Below are 18,702 nucleotides of genomic sequence, written 5' to 3'. Positions count from 1 at the left end.
AGATTTTCGTGGCTACTTTTCAGGCCCCCAAGGGCACGTACGACCTGATCCCGCCGGTCTCCGTGAAGTACCTGGCGGTACGCGAGGCCATCGCGGCCCCGCTCCGGAATTCCGGCTACGGCTACATCGAGACCCCCGGCTTCGAAGACGTGGGCCTCTTCGCCCGCGGTGTGGGCGAGTCCACCGACATCGTCTCCAAGGAGATGTACGCCTTCGAGACCAAGGGCGGCGACCAGCTGGCCCTGCGCCCCGAGGGCACGGCCTCGGTGCTGCGCGCGGCGCTGGAGGCGAGCCTGCACAAGAAGGGCAACCTGCCGGTCAAGCTCTGGTACTCGGGCTCGTACTACCGCTACGAGAAGCCGCAGGCGGGCCGCTACCGCCACTTCTCGCAGGTCGGCGCCGAGGCCATCGGTGCCGAGGACCCGGCGCTCGACGCCGAGCTGATCATCCTGGCCGACCAGGCGTACCGCTCGCTGGGCCTGCGCAACTTCCGGATCCTGCTGAACTCGCTGGGTGACAAGGAGTGCCGCCCGGTGTACCGGGAGGCGCTGCAGTCGTTCCTGAGCGGCCTCGACCTGGACGAGGAGACCGTCCGCCGGGCCGAGATCAACCCGCTGCGCGTCCTCGACGACAAGCGGAGGGACGTGCAGAAGCAGCTGGTCGGCGCGCCGATGCTGCGGGACTACCTGTGCGACGCGTGCAAGGCGTACCACGAGGAGGTCCGGGCCCTGGTGACGGCGGCCGGGGTCGTTTTCGAGGACGACGAGAAGCTGGTCCGCGGGCTGGACTACTACACGCGGACCACCTTCGAGTTCGTCCACGACGGTCTGGGCTCCCAGTCCGCGGTGGGCGGCGGCGGCCGCTACGACGGCCTGTCCGAGATGATCGGCGGACCGGCGCTGCCGTCGGTCGGCTGGGCGCTCGGCGTGGACCGCACGGTCCTGGCCCTGGAGGCCGAGGGCGTCGACCTGGACATCCCGGCGTCGACGTCGGTGTTCGCGGTGGCACTGGGCGAGGAGGCCCGGCGCGTGCTGTTCGGGAAGGTCACCGAGCTCCGCAGGGCGGGGGTCGCGGCGGACTTCTCGTACGGCGGCAAGGGCCTCAAGGGTTCGATGAAGGACGCGAACCGGTCGGGTGCGCGCTTCACCGTCGTCGCCGGTGAGCGCGATCTCGCCGAGGGCGTCGTCCAGCTGAAGGACATGGAGTCCGGGGAGCAGGCCCCCGTGGCGCTGGCCGACCTGGTCGCCACCGTCCAGGCCCGTCTGGCCTGACCGGACCGGGTGCGCCGCCGAGGGCGGGGCCGGGGATTCCGCAGAGCGGAGTCCTTCCGGCCCCGCCCTCGGCGCTTCCGCCGGGGTCCCGCCGGGGCGCCGGCCGAGGCCCGCTCGCGCGGGCCCGGAGCGGTGGTGGGTCCTTATCCGGATCGAACGGTGGCCACACAGCCCGGTACGGCACAATGGCCGGTGCTTGTTGACCTTGCAGATGTGGAGCGGGCGGTATGACGACACGAGGCACGGACGCGGACACCGCCCCGAGGACCACGACCGGAGGCAGCCGGGCCCTGGCCCTGCTGCTGGTGATCACGGGAGCGCTCGGTCTGCTCGCCGCCTGGGTGATCACGATCGACAAGTTCAAGCTGCTGGAGGACCCGGACTTCGTTCCCGGGTGCAGCCTGAACCCGATCGTCTCCTGCGGCAACATCATGACCAGCGACCAGGCGGCCGTCTTCGGCTTCCCGAACCCCATGCTGGGGCTGGTGGCCTACGGGATCGTGGTCTGCGTCGGCATGAGCCTGCTGGCCGGGGCGCGGTTCGCCCGCTGGTACTGGCTGACGCTGAACGCGGGCACCCTCTTCGGCGTCGTCTTCTGCGCCTGGCTGATGTACCAGTCGCTGTACAACATCAACTCGCTCTGCCTGTGGTGCTGCCTGGCCTGGGTCGCCACGATCATCATGTTCTGGTACGTGACCTCGCACAACGTCCGCCAGGGCCTCCTGCCCGCGCCCGGCTGGCTGCGGGGCTTCTTCGACGAGTTCACCTGGGTGCTGCCCGTCCTGCACATCGGGATCATCGGCATGCTGATCCTGACCCGCTGGTGGGACTTCTGGACCTCCTGACGGCGGCCGCCCTGTCAGTGGGCTCGCATAGGCTTCCGGTGTGGAACCAGACCTCTTCACCGCTGCCGCCGAGGACCGCCAGGAGAAGGACCCCGCGAGCTCTCCGCTCGCCGTGCGGATGCGTCCGCGCACCCTGGACGAGGTCGTCGGCCAGCAGCACCTGCTGAAGCCCGGCTCCCCGCTGCGGCGGCTGGTCGGGGAGGGGGCCGGCGGCCCTGCCGGTGCCTCCTCGGTGATCCTCTGGGGGCCGCCGGGCACCGGGAAGACCACCCTCGCGTACGTGGTCAGCCAGGCCACGAAGAAGCGGTTCGTGGAGCTGTCCGCCATCACGGCGGGCGTCAAGGAGGTCCGGGCGGTCATCGAGGGCGCGCGGCGCGCGGCCGGTGGCTACGGCAAGGAGACCGTCCTCTTCCTGGACGAGATCCACCGCTTCAGCAAGGCGCAGCAGGACTCGCTCCTGCCGGCCGTGGAGAACCGCTGGGTGACGCTGATCGCGGCGACCACGGAGAACCCGTACTTCTCGATCATCTCCCCGCTGCTGTCGCGGTCGCTGCTGCTGACCCTCGAACCGCTCACGGACGGGGACCTGAGCGCGCTGATGCGCCGGGCCCTGACCGAGGAGCGGGGCCTCGGCGGGGCCGTCACCCTCCCGGCGGACGCCGAGGCGCACCTGCTGCGGATCGCCGGGGGCGACGCCCGGCGGGCGCTGACGGCGCTGGAGGCGGGCGCCGGTTCGGCCATCGCCAAGGGCGAGGAGGCGATCACCCTCGAAACGGTGGAGGAGGCGGTCGACCGGGCGGCCGTGCGGTACGACCGGGACGGCGACCAGCACTACGACGTGGCGAGCGCCCTGATCAAGTCGATCCGAGGCTCCGACGTGGACGCGGCGCTGCACTACCTGGCGCGGATGATCGACGCGGGGGAGGACCCGCGGTTCATCGCCCGGCGGCTGATGATCTCGGCGAGCGAGGACATCGGGCTCGCCGACCCGACGGCCCTGCCCCTGGCCGTGGCCGCGGCCCAGGCCGTGGCGCTGATCGGCTTCCCGGAGGCCGCGCTGACGCTGTCGCACGCGACGATCGCGCTGGCCCTGGCCCCGAAGTCGAACACGGCCACGACCGCGATCGGCGCGGCTCTGGCCGACGTACGGGCGGGGCTGGCGGGCTCGGTGCCGCCGCACCTGCGGGACGGCCACTACAAGGGCGCGGCGAAGCTGGGCCACGCCCAGGGGTACGTGTACCCGCACGACGTGCCGGGCGCCATCGCCGCGCAGCAGTACGCGCCGGACGAGATCCACGGGAAGCGGTACTACGAGCCGACGCGGTACGGGGCGGAGGCGCGGTACGCGGACGTGGTGGAAAAGGTCCGGGAACGGCTGCGCGGCGAGTGAGGCGCGGCGCAGCTGCCGGGGCTCCGCCCCGGCCCGCGCCTCGAACGCCGGCGGGCCTGAGATGGCTAGCATCCCGGGCATGGGACGCCGGGCTTCGCTCATCGCCGTGACCGCCGCGCTCCTGCTGAGCGGCTGCCATCACGACGACCCCGGGAAGGCGCGAGCCAGCGCGGCGGCGCTGGTCGCGCAGGTGCCGCTCGCCAGTGCGGGGTTCCCGCCCGGCGCGGCCACCGCCAGGACCATGCTGGCCGGGCTGAAGGTGGAGCGGGGCAAGAACTGGCAGACGTACGAGCGGGAGAACTTCGGCAAGTACTGGTCCGACGAGACCGACGCCGTCGGCGGGCGCAACGGATGTGACACCCGGGACGACGTGCTGCGGCGGGACCTGAGCGAGCTGCGCGAAGGGGACCGCAACCCCTGCGTCGTGGTGTCCGGGGTGCTGCACGATCCGTACACCGGCAAGGAGCTCCCGTACACCTACCGTCGCGCCTCGCAGATCCAGAGCGACCACGTGGTCGCGCTGGGCGCCGCCTGGCGGGGCGGCGCGTACGGCTGGACGGCGCAGCGCAGGCTGGAGTACGCCAACGACCTCGACGTCCTGCTCGCCGTGGACAAGCAGACCAACTACGACAAGGGCAGCAGGACCGCCGACAAGTGGAGGCCGCCGCGGCGGGAGTACTGGTGCGAGTACGGGCGCCGCTATACGGGGATCAAGGCCAAGTACCGGCTGTCCGTGACGGCGCCCGAGAAGCTCGCCCTGCAGGAGCTGCTGGCGTCCTGCCCTCAGTGAGACGCCGCCGAGAACAGGGTGTGCATCGCCCGGCGCAGCCCGCAGATGTCCGCGACCGGCTCCGGGAAGTCGAAGCGGGCGTCGAAGGTTCCGGCGGCGCCGCCGGTGAAGCGGACCCGCAGGCCCAGGCGGTCCAGGGCGAGGGGGACGGCGGTCATGGAGCCGGCGCCCCGCGATCCGAGCAGCCCGCACAGTTCGCCTAGGCGGTCGCCGTGGGCCGTGTGCAGGTGCTGGAGCAGCTCCGCCTCGTGCGCGGACATCGGGTCGGGCTCCGCCGTGGCCAGCGCCTCGGGCTCTACGTGATCGGCGCCCCACAGGTCGTCCACCGATATCTCGCCGACCTCCAGGCGCAGCATCATCCAGGCCGGCCGTCCGGCGTACGGGGGCTCCAGGGACTCCGTCATGCCCAGCAGCTCGCCCACCGGCCGGCGCTCGGCGAGCAGGACGGCGCAGGCCGCGCGGTCGGTGCCGCGCACCGGCGTCAGCCACCCGGCCAGCCACGCGCGGCCTCGGATACGATGGGGCACGGACACCGGCGCCACGTCCGTGATCTCGATCACGGCGGTGAGGTCGTCGTCCTGGGCGTGAGCGGCTGCCCTGGCAGCCGCGGATTCCCCGGAAACAAGGAGAATCACGTCCCCGTCCGGGGTGACGGTCCGTGCGACCGGCATCCCTGTCCCGAACTCGTCGAGTGCCTGGCTGTCACGAGCACCCGGCAGGGTGAGGGATACTGAGGCGTTGGACTCTACGAGGGTTCGTACGCGTTCGGCTCCGGTGAGCTGCCGAACGCCTTCCCTGGGACGCGGCTGACCTTGCTTATCGTCGTCGAAAGCAGATTCCGTTTCGTTGGAATCTGAACTTCGACGCGCACTGGGCAGGGGGATCCCATGTGGTCGAGACATTACGTCCTCCTCGCTAAGGTAAGCCTCACCTAACTTACATGGAGGTAGGTTCCACGTGAACCAGAAGCGACCCAAGGTCAAGAAGTCGCGTGCCCTCGGCATTGCGCTGACCCCGAAGGCCGTCAAGTACTTCGAGGCCCGCCCCTACCCGCCGGGCGAGCACGGCCGTGGCCGCAAGCAGAACTCGGACTACAAGGTTCGTCTGCTGGAGAAGCAGCGTCTGCGCGCTCAGTACGACATCTCTGAGCGTCAGATGGCCCGCGCGTACGACCGCGCCAAGAAGGCCGAAGGCAAGACGGGCGAGGCGCTGGTCGTCGAGCTCGAGCGTCGCCTCGACGCCCTGGTCCTGCGTTCGGGCATCGCCCGCACCATCTACCAGGCTCGCCAGATGGTCGTTCACGGCCACATCGAGGTCAACGGTGGCAAGGTCGACAAGCCGTCGTTCCGTGTCCGCCCGGACGACGTCATCACGGTGCGCGAGCGCAGCCGCGAGAAGGTTCCGTTCCAGGTTGCCCGTGAGGGTGGCTACGCAGGCGAGGGCGAGACCCCGCGCTACCTGCAGGTCAACCTGAAGGCCCTGGCCTTCCGCCTGGACCGCGACCCGAACCGCAAGGAAATCCCGGTCATCTGCGACGAGCAGCTCGTCGTCGAGTACTACGCCCGCTGATGCAGGCGTAGCCCTCACAGGCTGGTGGAAACCCGCCGTCCCCTCGGGGGCGGCGGGTTTTCCGCATGTACGGGCGCCGGCGCTGCACCGCCGTCACGGCTGCCGGCGCTGTCACCGCTGTCACGGCGGAGCGGTTCCCCCGCCCGTCACGGCCGTCACGGCTGGTCCGCCGCCGCCCGGCGCTGCGCCCGTGGTCCGCGCGGCCCGCCCCGGCCCACCCGCAGCCCGGCGGTCGCGGCGCCCCGCTCCCCGGGAGCGTGCCGCGCGCGCACGACGAGCGCCTCGCGGCTCAGCTCCCGCCCCTCGGCGGCGTACGCCGCGTAGCGCTCGGCGCCCAGCAGCTCGCCCGCCCGCTCCTGGCACATCAGCCGCGGGGCGTTGAAGTACCCCGAGCCGAACAGCTGCAGCCCCACCCCGTCCCACATCGGCTCCGCCGCCCCCTGGAGCACCGCCGCCTCCGCCGGATGGCCCTCGGCGACCGTGACCAGGGCCAGCAGCTCCAGCGCCAGCACCAGCCCGACCAGGTCGTGGAAGGTGTGGTTGATCTCCACGCACTCGGTCAGCAGCCGCCGCGCCTCGGCCGTAGCCCCCGCGTCCAGGGCCGCGTACGCGAGGACGTACAGGGCGTACGCCTTGGTCCAGCGCTCCCCGCGTTCCTCGCAGATGTCACGGACCTCCTCGCACAGCGAGAGCGCGCCCGCCAGTTCCCCCTGGAAGGCCAGCGCCATCGCCAGCTCCACCTGGCACATCAGCACGCCGCTGTTCAGCTCGCCGGCCTCCCGGTACCGCTCCAGCGCCGAACCCAGCAGCTCCCGGGCCCGCGCCATGTCGTCGGAGACCAGTGCCAGACAGCCCAGCCGGTGCACCGCGTAGGCCGCCGCGACCGGGTTGCGCGCCTGCGCCGCCCCCTCCCGGCACTCGTACAGGGCGCTCATCGCGGCCACCGCGTCCCCCTGGAGGGCCGCGACGTAGCCGAGCACCCACAGCGCCTTCAGCCGCGAGCTCTCGTACGGACGCTCCGCGGGCCCGGAACCCGGCCCGGCGGTGCCGGCGCAGGGCTCCAGGGTCCGGTCCAGCCAGTGCCGGCCCTCGGTCAGCCGCCCGCAGCCCGCCCAGTAGAACCAGAGGGTGCCCGCGAGGTACTGGCTCAGGTGGGCCTCGTCCGGCTCCTCCAGGCAGCACTCCAGTGCGAGCCGCAGATTCGGCAGCTCCACCTCCACCAGCGCGGCCACCTCCTGCTGACGCGGGCCGAACCAGTCCAGCTCGCACCAGGTCGCGAGGCCCATGTACCAGTCCCGGTGGCGGCGGCGCAGCCGCCGGCCGTCACCCGTCGACTCCAGCCAGCCCGCCCCGTACAGCCGTACGGTTTCCAGCATCCGGTAGCGGACCCCGGCGGCCGTCTCCTCCCGGGCCAGCAAGGACTGGGCGAGCAGTTCCCCGACCAGGTCCAGCACGCCCTCCACGGGCAGGTCCGGGCCCGCGCACACGTACTCGGCGGCGTCGAGGTCGAACAGGCCCGCGAACACCGACAGCCGCGCCCACAGCAGCCGCTCCCGGGGCGTGCACAGCTCGTGGCTCCAGCCGATGGCCGTGCGCAGCGTCCGGTGCCGGGGGAGCACCCCGCGCGGGCCGCCCGCCAGCAGCGCGAAACGGTCCTCCAGCCGGGCCAGTACCTGTGCGGGGGGCAGCACCCGCAGCCGGGCCGCCGCCAGCTCCAGGGCCAGCGGGATCCCGTCCAGGCGGGCGCACACCTCCGCCAGCACGGCCCGGTCCGCCCCCGTCACCGCGAAGGCCGGATCGGCCTCGGCGGCCCGTTCCGCCAGCAGCGCCAGGGCCTCCTGGGGGGCCAGCGGGGCCAGCGGGAAGATCCGCTCCCCCTCCAGGTCCAGCGGACGCCGGCCCGCCGCGAGCACCCGCAGGCCGGGGGAGCGGAGCAGCAGCTCCCGTACCAGCCCGGCCGTCTCCTCGACCAGCTGCTCGTAGCCGTCCAGCACCAGCAGCAGGCGCCGTCCGGCCAGGTGCTCGGCCAGCACGGTCCGGGGCGGCCGGGTGGTGTGGTCGGTCAGCCCGAGCGCCTCCGCGAGGGCGAGCTCCAGCAGCGCGGGGTCCCGTACGGTGGCCAGCTCGGCCAGCCACAGGCCGTCGCAGTAGCGTTCCTGCGCGCCCTCCTGCGCGCCCTCCTGCGCATCCTCCTGGGCCCGCTCCGCCGGGCCGGCCCCGCCGGCGAGCGTCCGGGCCGCCGCGAGCGCCAGCCGGGACTTGCCCACACCGCCCACCCCGGTCACCGTGACCAGCCGGGAGGACTCCAGCAGCCGCCCCAGTCCGGCGAGTTCGCCACCCCGCCCGACGAACCGGTTCAGCTCCGGGGGAAGATTGCCCCAGGCGGTGTCTCGAAGGGGTCTCTGTCGCATGGGACACGGAGAGTACTGGTCCGCACGCGCTGCGTACAAGGCGATCCTCCGACCTCGGAATTCCGGTACAGCCGGGGATCTCGGGCGCGATAGGGTCGGAGGACAAATCTTCTAGCGGTGCAGGTACAGACAGAGAGCGGTGTGACGTGTCCGGTGGAGAGGTGGCCGGGATCCTCGTGGCCGTCTTCTGGGCCATCCTGGTCTCCTTCCTCGCGGTGGTGCTGGTGAGGCTGGCCCAGGTGCTGAAGGCGACCACCAAGCTGGTGGCCGACGTGACCGACCAGGCCGTCCCGCTGCTCGCCGACGCCTCCACCACCGTCCGCTCCGCGCGCACCCAGCTCGACCGGGTCGACGCCATCGCGAGCGACGTCCAGGAAGTCACCTCCAACGCCTCCGCGCTGTCCTCCACCGTGGCCTCCGCCTTCGGCGGACCGCTGGTCAAGGTCGCGGCCTTCGGCTACGGGGTCCGCAAGGCCCTCGGCCGGACGGAAGAGGCACCCGCGAAGACCTCCCGACGCACCGTGATCGTCGGCCGTACGGTGCCGGCCGCCCGGCGCCGGAAGCAGAAGGGCTGAGACCGCCGATGTTCCGCCGAGCCTTCTGGTTCACCGCAGGCGCCGCCGCCGGCGTGTGGGCCACCACCAAGGTCAACCGCCAGCTGAAGAAGCTGACGCCGGAAAGCCTCGCCGCCCAGGCCGCCGACAAGGCCCTTGAGGCGGGGCACCGCCTCAAGGATTTCGCCCTCGACGTCAAGGCGGGAATGACGCAGCGCGAGGACGAGCTGAACGACGTACTGGGGCTGAACAGCGACCCCGACCGGCCCGACAACGTCACCGCCCTCCCCGGGCCGCGGCGGCTGCGGGCCATCGCGCACGACCCGCACGACAAGACCACCCCCCGATCGAACCGCTCGGCGGTTACGTACAACCGGAATGAGGACCACTGATGGAGTCGGCTGAAATCCGCCGCCGCTGGCTGAGCTTCTTCGAGGAGCGCGGTCACGCCGTTGTCCCTTCGGCGTCGCTCATCGCGGACGACCCGACTCTGCTGCTGGTGCCCGCGGGCATGGTGCCGTTCAAGCCCTACTTCCTGGGCGAGGTCAAGCCGCCGGCCCCGACGCTCACGAGCGTGCAGAAGTGCGTCCGCACCCCGGACATCGAAGAGGTCGGCAAGACCACCCGCCACGGCACGTTCTTCCAGATGTGCGGCAACTTCTCCTTCGGGGACTACTTCAAGGAAGGCGCCATCAAGTACGCCTGGGAGCTGCTCACCAGCTCCGTGGCGGACGGCGGCTACGGCCTGGAGCCCGAGAAGCTCTGGATCACGGTCTACCTCGACGACGACGAGGCCGAGCAGATCTGGCGCGAGAAGATCGGCGTCCCCGCCGAGCGCATCCAGCGCCTGGGCAAGAAGGACAACTTCTGGTCCATGGGCGTCCCCGGCCCCTGCGGCCCGTGCTCGGAGATCAACTACGACCGCGGCCCCGAGTTCGGCGTCGAAGGCGGCCCGGCCGTCAACGACGAGCGCTACGTGGAGATCTGGAACCTGGTCTTCATGCAGTACGAGCGCGGCGCCGGCGACGGGAAGGAAGACTTCCCGATCCTCGGCGACCTGCCGTCGAAGAACATCGACACGGGTCTGGGCCTCGAGCGTCTCGCCATGATCCTGCAGGGCGTGCAGAACATGTACGAGACCGACACCCTGCGCGTGGTCATGGACAAGGCCACCGAGCTGACCGGCGTCCGCTACGGCGCCGAGCAGGGCACGGACGTCTCGCTGCGCGTGGTCGCCGACCACATCCGCACCTCGACCATGCTCATCGGCGACGGGGTCACCCCCGGCAACGAGGGCCGCGGCTACGTGCTGCGCCGCATCATGCGCCGCGCCATCCGCAACATGCGCCTCATGGGCGCCACCGGCCCGGTCGTCAGGGAACTCGTCGACGTCGTCATCGAGACGATGGGGCAGCAGTACCCGGAGCTGGTCACCGACCGCAAGCGCATCGAGACCGTCGCGCTCGCCGAAGAGGCCGCCTTCCTGAAGGCCGTCAAGGGCGGTACGAACATCCTCGACACCGCCGTGAGCGAGACCAAGGCCGCGGGCGGCACGGTCCTCTCCGGCGACAAGGCGTTCCTGCTCCACGACACCTGGGGCTTCCCGATCGACCTCACCCTGGAGATGGCCGCCGAGCAGGGCCTCTCCGTGGACGAGCCCGGCTTCCGCCGCCTCATGCAGGAGCAGCGCGACCGCGCCAAGGCCGACGCCAAGGCCAAGAAGACCGGCCACGCCGACGTCTCCTCGTACCGCGAGATCGCCGACAGGGCCGGCGGCGGCACCGAGTTCACCGGCTACGCCACCAACCAGGGCGAGTCCACGATCGTCGGCCTGCTGGTCAACGGCGTCTCCGCGCCCGCCGCCTCCGAGGGCGACGAGGTCGAGGTCGTCCTCGACCGCACCCCCTTCTACGCCGAGGGCGGCGGCCAGCTCGCCGACCAGGGCCGCATCAAGCTCGACTCCGGCGCCGTGATCGAGGTCCGCGACGTCCAGCAGCCGGTCCCCGGTGTCTCCGTGCACAAGGGCTCCGTCCAGGTCGGCGAGGTGACGGTGGGCGCCTCCGCGTACGCCGCCATCGACGTCAAGCGCCGCCTGGCCATCGCCCGCGCCCACTCGGCCACCCACCTGACCCACCAGGCGCTGCGCGACGCGCTGGGCCCGACGGCCGCCCAGGCCGGTTCGGAGAACAGCCCCGGCCGCTTCCGCTTCGACTTCGGTTCGCCGAACGCCGTCCCCGGCACGGTCCTCACCGACGTCGAGCAGAAGATCAACGACGTGCTCTCCCGCGAGCTGGACGTCACCGCCGAGATCATGAGCATCGACGAGGCCAAGAAGCAGGGCGCCATCGCCGAGTTCGGCGAGAAGTACGGCGAGCGCGTGCGCGTCGTCACCATCGGCGACTTCTCCAAGGAACTGTGCGGCGGTACGCACGTCGGCAACACCAGCCAGCTCGGCCTGGTGAAGCTGCTCGGCGAGTCCTCCATCGGCTCCGGCGTGCGCCGCGTCGAGGCCCTCGTCGGCGTGGACGCGTACAACTTCCTCGCCAAGGAGCACACGGTCGTCGCCCAGCTCCAGGAGCTCGTCAAGGGCCGTCCGGAGGAGCTGCCGGAGAAGATCGCCTCCATGATCGGCAAGCTGAAGGACGCCGAGAAGGAGATCGAGAAGTTCCGCGCGGAGAAGGTCCTCCAGGCCGCCGCCGGTCTCGCCGAGAACGCCCAGGACATCCGCGGCGTCGCCCTCGTGGTCGGCCAGGTGCCGGACGGCACCGGCGCCGACGACCTGCGCAAGCTGGTCCTCGACGTCCGCGGCCGCATCCAGGGCGACCGCCCCGTCGTCGTGGCCCTGTTCACCGTGGCGGGCGGCCGCCCGCTGACCGTCATCGCCACCAACGAGGCGGCCCGCGAGCGCGGCCTCAAGGCCGGCGACCTGGTCCGCGCCGCCGCCAAGACCCTCGGCGGCGGCGGTGGCGGCAAGCCGGACGTCGCCCAGGGCGGCGGCCAGGACCCGGCCGCCGTGCCGCAGGCCATCGCCGCGGTCGAACGCCTCGTGGTAGAGACGGCCTGACGATGACTCTGCGCCGCGGCCGCCGCCTCGCGATCGACGTCGGTGACGCCCGGATCGGGGTCGCCTCGTGCGACCCCGACGGGGTGCTGGCCACTCCGGTCGAAACCGTGCCGGGACGTGACATCCCGGCCGCCCACCGGCGGCTGCGGCAGCTCGTGGAGGAGTACGAGCCGCTCGAAGTCGTGGTCGGCCTTCCCCGCTCGCTCAGCGGGCGGGAGGGGCCGGCCGCGGCCAAGTGCCGTGCCTTCGCTGCGGAACTCGCCAAGGGCATCAAGCCGGTCGTGGTGCGGCTGGTGGACGAGCGGATGACCACGGTCACCGCCGCCCAGGGGTTGCGGGCCGCCGGGAAGAACGCCAAGAAGGGCCGTTCGGTCATCGATCAGGCGGCCGCGGTGGTGATCCTGCAGAACGCTCTTGAGACCGAACGGGTATCAGGTAATCCGCCCGGCGAGTGCGTCGAAGTGGTTGTCTGATCGCGATACGGTAACGTTCCGCGAGATGAGACGGCATTCGAACAGCCGTCGCCCACCACTCAAAGAGGCGGAACCGGGTGTCACGGCAGACGGAATCCGTGGCCTCCGTCTCGCGGCTCTAGGGGACCGATGACTGAGTATGGCCGGGGCCGTGGCTCCGAACCGTGGCACCCCGAGGACCCCCTGTACGGGGACCAGGGGTGGACCGCGCACCAGACCCAGCAGGGCCAGCCGCCCTACGGCGGCGACCCGCAGCAGCAGTATCCGCAGGAGCCGCAGTACCAGCAGCAGTACCCCGCTCAGTACCCGCAGCAGCCGCAGTACACCGAGCAGCAGCAGTACCAGCAGTACGCCGAGCAGCAGGGCTACGCCCAGCAGCCCCAGGTCCAGCAGCAGGCCCACCCGCAGCAGCAGGCCCACCCCCAGCAGCCGGTGTACGACGGCCAGGTCTGGGACACCGGCCAGGGCCAGTACGTGGCCGCCGCCGTCCAGGCCGACCCCTACGTGGCGGCCGATCCGTACGCCCAGCAGACCGTCGTGGCGTACCCCGGCGAGGCCCCCGACCTGTACAGCACGCCCGAGGCATACCCGCCGCCGCAGCCGCCGGACCGGCGCCACCTGGAGCCGGATCCGGCCGATCTGCTGGAGGAGGAGCCCGAGACCTCGTCGCTCGCCGACGACGGCCGGGGCTCCGACGACGGTGACGGGCCGGGCGGGCGCGGCGGTCGCCGGGCCGGGCGCTCGAAGGGCGGCAAGGGCAAGAAGCAGCGCAGCGGCGCCGCCTGCCTGATCGCGGCCCTCGTGATCGTGGGCGTGGTCGGAGGCGGCGGCTACTACGGCTACACCTACCTCAAGGACCGGTTCGCCCCGGCGGAGGACTTTGCGGGCGAGGGGGTCGGCGAGACGATCGACGTCGAGATCCCCAAGGACTCGTCCCTGGCCACGATGGGCAACATCCTCAAGAAGCACGGCATCGTGGCGAGCGTGGAGGCCTTCACCACGGCTGCCGACCTCAATCCCAAGGGCAAGTCGATCCAGGCGGGTGTGTACCCGCTCAAGAAGAAGATGTCGGCCGCGGCAGCCGTCAAGCTGATGACCGACCCCACGAAGCTGAACGTGATCACGGTCCCCGAGGGCAAGCGGAACACCGAGGTCTACAAGGCGATCGACAAGCGGCTGGACAAGCCGGAGGGCACCACGGAGGAGATCGCCAAGCGCGAGGGCAAGAACCTCGGCCTGCCGGCCTGGGCGGGCAACAACAAGAACCTGATCGACCCGCTGGAAGGCTTCCTCTTCCCGGCGCGCTATGACGTCAGCAAGGACAGCACGCCCGAGTCCCTGCTCAAGCAGATGGTCAAGAACGCGACGGACAAGTACACCGAGCTGGGCATCGAGGGCAAGGCCAAGGAGCTGGGCCTGGAGAATCCGCTCCAGGTGGTCACGGTCGCCAGCCTCGTCAACGCCGAGGGCAAGAACCACGAGGACTTCCGGAAGATGGCCGAGGTCGTCTACAACCGGATGAAGAAGACCAACGACGTCACCAACCAGCGGCTCGAATTCGACTCGACGTACAACTACATCAAGGGCACGAGCGACCTCAACTTCTCGATGAAGGAGGCCAGGGCGCTCGACCACCCCTACAACACGCACTTCATCAGGGGACTGCCCGCCGGTCCGATCGGGAACCCCGGCGCGGAGGCCCTGACCGCTACGCTCAACCCCGACCACGGCGGGTGGATGTTCTTCGTGTCGGTCGACGGGAAGACGACGACCTTCACCCAGACCTACGAGGAACACCAGAGGCTCGCCGATGAGTTCCAGGAACGGCAGAAGCAGAAGAACGGCGGATAGCACGACATGTCACGGATAAGGGCCGCGGTGCTGGGTTCGCCCATCGAGCACTCCCTCTCACCGGTGCTGCACCGCGCCGCCTACCAGGAGCTCGGCCTCGACGACTGGTCGTACGACCGCTTCGAGGTCGACGAGGCCGCGCTCCCGGGTTTCGTCACGAACCTCGGCCCCGAGTGGGCCGGGCTGTCGCTGACCATGCCGCTGAAGCGGGCCGTCATCCCGCTGCTCGACGGCATCAGCGACACCGCCGCCTCGGTCGAGGCGGTCAACACCGTCGTCCTCACCGAGGACGGCCGCCGCCTCGGCGACAACACGGATATCCCGGGCATCCTCGCCGCACTTCACGAGCGCGGGGTCGAGAAGGTGCCGTCCGCCGCCATCCTCGGCGCCGGCGCCACCGCCTCCTCGGCGCTCGCCGCGCTCTCGCGCATCTGCTCCGGCGAGGTCACCGCGTACGTCCGCACGCCGGCCCGCGCCGACGAGATGCGGCAGTGGGGCGAACGGCTCGGCGTCCAGGTCCGGACGGCCGACTGGTCGCGGGCGGCCGAGGCACTGGCCGCGCCGCTGGTGATCGCGACCACCCCCGCCGGTACGACGGACGCCCTCGCCCCGGCCGTACCCGAAGCGGCGGGGACCCTGTTCGACGTGCTCTACGAACCCTGGCCCACCGCCCTCGCGGCGGCCTGGTCCGGGCGCGGCGGCAAGGTCGTCGGCGGACTGGACCTCCTCGTCCACCAGGCCGTGCTCCAGGTCGGGCAGATGACCGGCCGGCCCGGTCCCCTCGCGGCCATGCGGGCCGCGGGAGAACGGGCCCTCGCCGCCCGCTAGTGCTGTGACCGGAAAGGTTCACCGGGTCGCGCCGCCCGGCACGGCACCTCGCCGCGTTGTCGGACCGCGCCGGTACGTCCCGTACGAGCCGCGGCCCTCCGCCTCGCGATGCACCGCACCGGACGACGCGACCCGGCAGACCTTTCCGGCCACAGCACTAGGACCCCCGTCCGGGTCCGTGGACGGTTCCCCAGCCGCTCACCTGATGGACGAGCCGTCCGATTACTGGACCGGGGCCCGGTCCACGGGCCCGGACATGGGAGGATCGGGTACGGCGGGTCCGGGCCGCGCACCCGATCGCGCCGTCGCTGTATCAGGCGCGAGCATGAGGAGCATCGTTGAGCAGGTTGCGTTGGCTGACTGCCGGGGAGTCGCACGGACCGGCGCTGGTGGCGACGCTGGAGGGCCTTCCCGCCGGCGTCCCGGTCACCACCGAGCTGGTGGCCGACCACTTGGCCCGGCGCCGGCTCGGCTACGGCCGCGGTGCCCGGATGAAGTTCGAACAGGACGAGATCACCTTCCTCGGCGGCGTCCGCCACGGGCTCTCGCAGGGTTCGCCGATCGCCGTCATGATCGGCAACACCGAGTGGCCGAAGTGGGAGACCGTCATGTCGGCCGACCCGGTCGACCCCGCGCTGCTCAAGGACACCGGGCGTAACGCGGCGCTGACCCGCCCCCGCCCCGGTCACGCCGACCTGGCGGGCATGCAGAAGTACGGCTTCTCCGAGGCCCGCCCGATCCTGGAGCGCGCCAGCGCCCGTGAGACAGCCGCCCGGGTCGCCCTCGGCGCCGTCGCCCGGTCCTTCATCAAGGAGGCCGCCGGCATCGAGATCGTCTCGCACGTGGTGGAGCTGGCCGCGGCCAAGGCCCCGTACGGCGTCTACCCGACCCCCGCCGACGTCGAGAAGCTCGACGCCGACCCGGTGCGCTGCCTCGACGCGGACGCGAGCAAGGCGATGGTCGCGGAGATCGACCAGGCCCACAAGGACGGCGACACCCTCGGCGGCGTCGTCGAGGTCCTCGCCTACGGGGTCCCCGTCGGGCTCGGTTCGCACGTCCACTGGGACCGCCGCCTCGACGCCCGGCTCGCCGCCGCGCTCATGGGCATCCAGGCCATCAAGGGCGTCGAGGTCGGCGACGGCTTCGAGCTGGCCCGCGTGCCCGGCTCCAAGGCGCACGACGAGATCGTCTCCACCCCCGAGGGCCTCAGGCGGACCTCCGGCCGCTCCGGCGGCACCGAGGGCGGTCTGACCACCGGCGAACTGCTGCGCGTCCGGGCCGCGATGAAGCCCATCGCGACCGTGCCGCGCGCGCTGGCGACCGTCGACGTGGCGACCGGCGAGGCGACGGTGGCCCACCACCAGCGCTCCGACGTGTGCGCCGTGCCGGCCGCGGGCATCGTGGCCGAGGCCATGGTCGCGCTCGTGCTGGCCGACGCGGTCGTCGAGAAGTTCGGCGGGGACTCGGTCCCCGAGACCCGCCGCAACGTCCAGTCCTTCCTCGACAACCTGCAGATCCGGTGACGCGCGGACCACTGGTCGTCCTCGTCGGCCCCATGGGGTCCGGCAAGTCCACGGTGGGCTCGCTGCTGGCCGAGCGGCTCGGCGTCCCCTACCGGGACACCGACGCCGACATCGTCGCGGCCCAGGGCCGGGAGATCTCCGACATCTTCGTCGACGAGGGCGAGCCGTACTTCCGCGAGCTGGAGCGGCAGGCGGTCGCCGCCGCCGTCGCCGGGCACAGCGGAGTCCTCTCCCTCGGCGGCGGCGCCGTGCTCGACGAGGGCACCCGCGCGCTGCTCACCGGCCTGCCCGTCGTCTACCTGTCGATGGACGTCGAGGAAGCCGTACGGCGCGTGGGCCTCGGCGCCGCGCGCCCGCTGCTGGCCGTCAACCCGCGCCGCCAGTGGCGCGAGCTGATGGAGGCCCGGCGCCCCCTGTACACCGAAGTCGCGCGCGTCGTGGTGGCCACCGACGACCGCACCCCCGAAGAGGTCGCCCAGGCGGTCCTCGACGCTCTGGAGTTGAAGGACGTATGACAGACCAGGTGACGCGGATCCACGTCGGCGGAAGCGCCGGACACGACCCGTACGACGTGCTGGTCGGCCGGCAGCTGCTCGGCGAACTCGGCACCCTGATCGGTACCAAGGCCCAGCGGGTCGCCGTGATCCACCCCGAGGCCCTGGCGTCGACGGGCGAGGCGCTGCGCGACGACCTGGCGGAACAGGGCTACGAGGCGGTCGCCATCCAGGTGCCGAACGCCGAGGAGGCCAAGACCGTCGAGGTCGCGGCGTACTGCTGGAAGGCGCTCGGCCAGTCCGGCTTCACCCGCACCGATGTGATCGTCGGCGTCGGCGGCGGAGCCACCACCGACCTCGCGGGCTTCGTCGCGGCCTCCTGGCTGCGCGGGGTGCGCTGGGTCGCCGTGCCGACCACCGTCCTGGCGATGGTGGACGCGGCCGTGGGCGGCAAGACCGGCATCAACACCGCCGAGGGCAAGAACCTGGTGGGCGCCTTCCACCCGCCCGCCGGGGTGCTGTGCGACCTGGCGGCCCTGGACTCGCTGCCGGTCAACGACTACGTGAGCGGCCTGGCCGAGATCATCAAGGCCGGATTCATCTCCGACCCGAAGATCCTCGACCTGATCGAGGAGGACCCGCAGGCCGCCCGTACGCCGGCCGGCCCGCACACGGCCCAGCTGATCGTGCGCTCCATCCAGGTCAAGGCCGACGTGGTCTCCAGCGACCTGAAGGAGTCGGGACTGCGCGAGATCCTCAACTACGGCCACACCCTCGCGCACGCCATCGAGAAGAACGAGCGCTACAAGTGGCGGCACGGCGCGGCCGTCTCCGTCGGCATGGTCTTCGCCGCGGAACTCGGCCGGCTCGCCGGGCGGCTCGACGACGCGACGGCGGACCGCCACCGCGAGATCCTGGCCGCCGTCGGCCTGCCGCTGACCTACCGCGGCGACCAGTGGCCCAAGCTGCTCCAGACCATGCAGGTCGACAAGAAGTCCCGCGGCAACCTGCTGCGCTTCATCGTCCTGGACGGACTGGGCAAGCCCACCGTCCTGGAGGGACCCGACCCGGCGCACCTGATCGCCGCGTACGGCGAGGTGTCGGCGTGAGCCGCAGGGTCCTGGTGCTGAACGGTCCCAACCTGGGCCGGCTCGGCTCGCGCGAGCCCGATGTGTACGGGGCCACCTCGTACGCCGGACTCGTGGAGAGCTGCCGGGCGCTGGGGGAGGAGCTCGGCTTCGACGTCGAGGTCCGCGAGACCAACGACGAGGGCGAAATGATCCGCTGGCTCCACGAGGCGGCGGACGGGAAGACCCCCGTGGTGATCAACCCGGGGGCCTTCACGCATTATTCGTACGGGATGCGGGACGCGGCCGCGCAGCGCACCGCGCCCCTGATCGAGGTGCACATCTCGAACCCGTACGCCCGCGAGGAGTTCCGGCACACCTCGGTCATCGCCGCGGTGGCGACCGGGACGGTGGCGGGCTTCGGCATCGGCTCGTACCGGCTGGCGCTGCGCGCGCTGGCGGACGAGGTGTCCGCCTGACGCTGTGCCCGGCGGTGGCGCGCGGGCGCGACCCACCCCACCCACACCAACCCCCGCGCATGGGAGGGGGAAGGCCCCCCCGACATAAAAGTT

The 18,702-nt window shown here is 71.6% G+C and carries 17 protein-coding genes; 15 read left to right on the top strand and 2 right to left on the bottom strand.

From position 1 onward, the window contains the following. Positions 1–8: 8 nt before the first annotated feature. From hisS to AB0D94_RS30405, 4 genes are all read left to right on the top strand, one after another. Positions 9–1,271: a histidine--tRNA ligase gene (gene hisS / locus AB0D94_RS30420; RefSeq protein WP_362058262.1), complete on the top strand. Its 1,263-nt coding sequence runs from the start codon at positions 9–11 to the stop codon at positions 1,269–1,271. A 227-nt stretch (positions 1,272–1,498) separates the two neighbouring features. Next, positions 1,499–2,116: a vitamin K epoxide reductase family protein gene (locus AB0D94_RS30415; RefSeq protein WP_362058259.1), complete on the top strand. Its 618-nt coding sequence runs from the start codon at positions 1,499–1,501 to the stop codon at positions 2,114–2,116. 40 nt (positions 2,117–2,156) lie between these two features. Beyond that, positions 2,157–3,506 carry a replication-associated recombination protein A gene (locus AB0D94_RS30410; protein ID WP_362058256.1) on the top strand — a complete coding sequence of 450 codons (1,350 nt, stop codon included), beginning with the start codon at positions 2,157–2,159 and terminating at the stop codon, positions 3,504–3,506. A 79-nt stretch (positions 3,507–3,585) separates the two neighbouring features. Next, entirely contained in the window at positions 3,586–4,296 is a 711-nt protein-coding gene (locus tag AB0D94_RS30405) for an HNH endonuclease family protein (protein ID WP_362058253.1), read from the top strand. Here AB0D94_RS30405 and AB0D94_RS30400 read toward each other — a convergent pair. Next, a complete protein-coding gene (locus tag AB0D94_RS30400) occupies positions 4,290–4,967 on the bottom strand; it encodes a DUF2470 domain-containing protein (protein ID WP_362058250.1) in 678 nt (225 codons plus the stop codon). The two genes, AB0D94_RS30405 and AB0D94_RS30400, sit on opposite strands and share 7 nt — an antisense overlap. Before the next feature lie 286 nt (positions 4,968–5,253). On the opposite strand from AB0D94_RS30400, the gene rpsD reads away from it, so the two are divergent. Further along, on the top strand, positions 5,254–5,865 hold the full coding sequence (rpsD, locus tag AB0D94_RS30395; RefSeq protein WP_030294564.1) for a 30S ribosomal protein S4: 612 nt from the start codon (positions 5,254–5,256) through the stop codon (positions 5,863–5,865). A gap of 155 nt (positions 5,866–6,020) precedes the next feature. Here the strand turns inward: rpsD and AB0D94_RS30390 are convergent, their stop codons facing one another. Then, complete coding sequence (locus tag AB0D94_RS30390; protein ID WP_362058246.1) at positions 6,021–8,276, bottom strand: regulator; 2,256 nt, start codon at positions 8,274–8,276, stop codon at positions 6,021–6,023. Positions 8,277–8,422: 146 nt separating this feature from the next. Here AB0D94_RS30390 and AB0D94_RS30385 point away from each other — a divergent pair, with 146 nt between their 5' ends. The 10 genes from AB0D94_RS30385 to aroQ all read left to right on the top strand — a co-directional run bounded on the left by AB0D94_RS30385 (position 8,423) and on the right by aroQ (position 18,609). Next, entirely contained in the window at positions 8,423–8,851 is a 429-nt protein-coding gene (locus AB0D94_RS30385; RefSeq protein WP_362058243.1) for a DUF948 domain-containing protein, read from the top strand. 8 nt (positions 8,852–8,859) lie between these two features. Further along, the gene (locus tag AB0D94_RS30380) at positions 8,860–9,222 is read left to right on the top strand and encodes a DUF6167 family protein (RefSeq protein ID WP_362058240.1); all 363 of its coding nucleotides are present in this window, start codon (positions 8,860–8,862) and stop codon (positions 9,220–9,222) included. Further along, on the top strand, positions 9,222–11,894 hold the full coding sequence (gene alaS, locus AB0D94_RS30375) for an alanine--tRNA ligase (RefSeq protein ID WP_362058237.1): 2,673 nt from the start codon (positions 9,222–9,224) through the stop codon (positions 11,892–11,894). The genes AB0D94_RS30380 and alaS overlap by 1 nt, the downstream gene beginning before the upstream one ends. 2 nt (positions 11,895–11,896) lie before the next feature. Beyond that, positions 11,897–12,367 carry a Holliday junction resolvase RuvX gene (gene ruvX / locus AB0D94_RS30370; protein WP_362058234.1) on the top strand — a complete coding sequence of 157 codons (471 nt, stop codon included), beginning with the start codon at positions 11,897–11,899 and terminating at the stop codon, positions 12,365–12,367. Between the two features lie 129 nt (positions 12,368–12,496). Next, positions 12,497–14,218, top strand: coding sequence for an endolytic transglycosylase MltG (mltG, locus tag AB0D94_RS30365; protein ID WP_362058231.1), 1,722 nt, complete (start codon positions 12,497–12,499; stop codon positions 14,216–14,218). Positions 14,219–14,224: 6 nt separating this feature from the next. Next, positions 14,225–15,046 carry a shikimate dehydrogenase gene (locus AB0D94_RS30360; protein WP_362058228.1) on the top strand — a complete coding sequence of 274 codons (822 nt, stop codon included), beginning with the start codon at positions 14,225–14,227 and terminating at the stop codon, positions 15,044–15,046. A 338-nt stretch (positions 15,047–15,384) separates the two neighbouring features. After that, positions 15,385–16,569 carry a chorismate synthase gene (gene aroC / locus AB0D94_RS30355; protein ID WP_362058225.1) on the top strand — a complete coding sequence of 395 codons (1,185 nt, stop codon included), beginning with the start codon at positions 15,385–15,387 and terminating at the stop codon, positions 16,567–16,569. Further along, a complete protein-coding gene (locus AB0D94_RS30350) occupies positions 16,566–17,084 on the top strand; it encodes a shikimate kinase (RefSeq protein ID WP_362058222.1) in 519 nt (172 codons plus the stop codon). The genes aroC and AB0D94_RS30350 overlap by 4 nt, the downstream gene beginning before the upstream one ends. Beyond that, positions 17,081–18,172: a 3-dehydroquinate synthase gene (aroB, locus tag AB0D94_RS30345; RefSeq protein ID WP_362058219.1), complete on the top strand. Its 1,092-nt coding sequence runs from the start codon at positions 17,081–17,083 to the stop codon at positions 18,170–18,172. The genes AB0D94_RS30350 and aroB overlap by 4 nt, the downstream gene beginning before the upstream one ends. Continuing rightward, positions 18,169–18,609, top strand: a complete 441-nt coding sequence (gene aroQ / locus AB0D94_RS30340) for a type II 3-dehydroquinate dehydratase (protein WP_362058216.1) — start codon at positions 18,169–18,171, stop codon at positions 18,607–18,609. Before aroB ends, aroQ begins: the two co-directional genes overlap by 4 nt. Positions 18,610–18,702 lie beyond the last annotated feature (93 nt).

The sequence above is a fragment of the Streptomyces sp. NPDC048255 genome, assembly GCF_040652415.1.
Lineage (GTDB): Bacteria > Actinomycetota > Actinomycetes > Streptomycetales > Streptomycetaceae > Streptomyces.
Note: the sequence above shows the minus strand (reverse complement) of the source record. Positions and strands in the feature narration are given on the sequence as shown.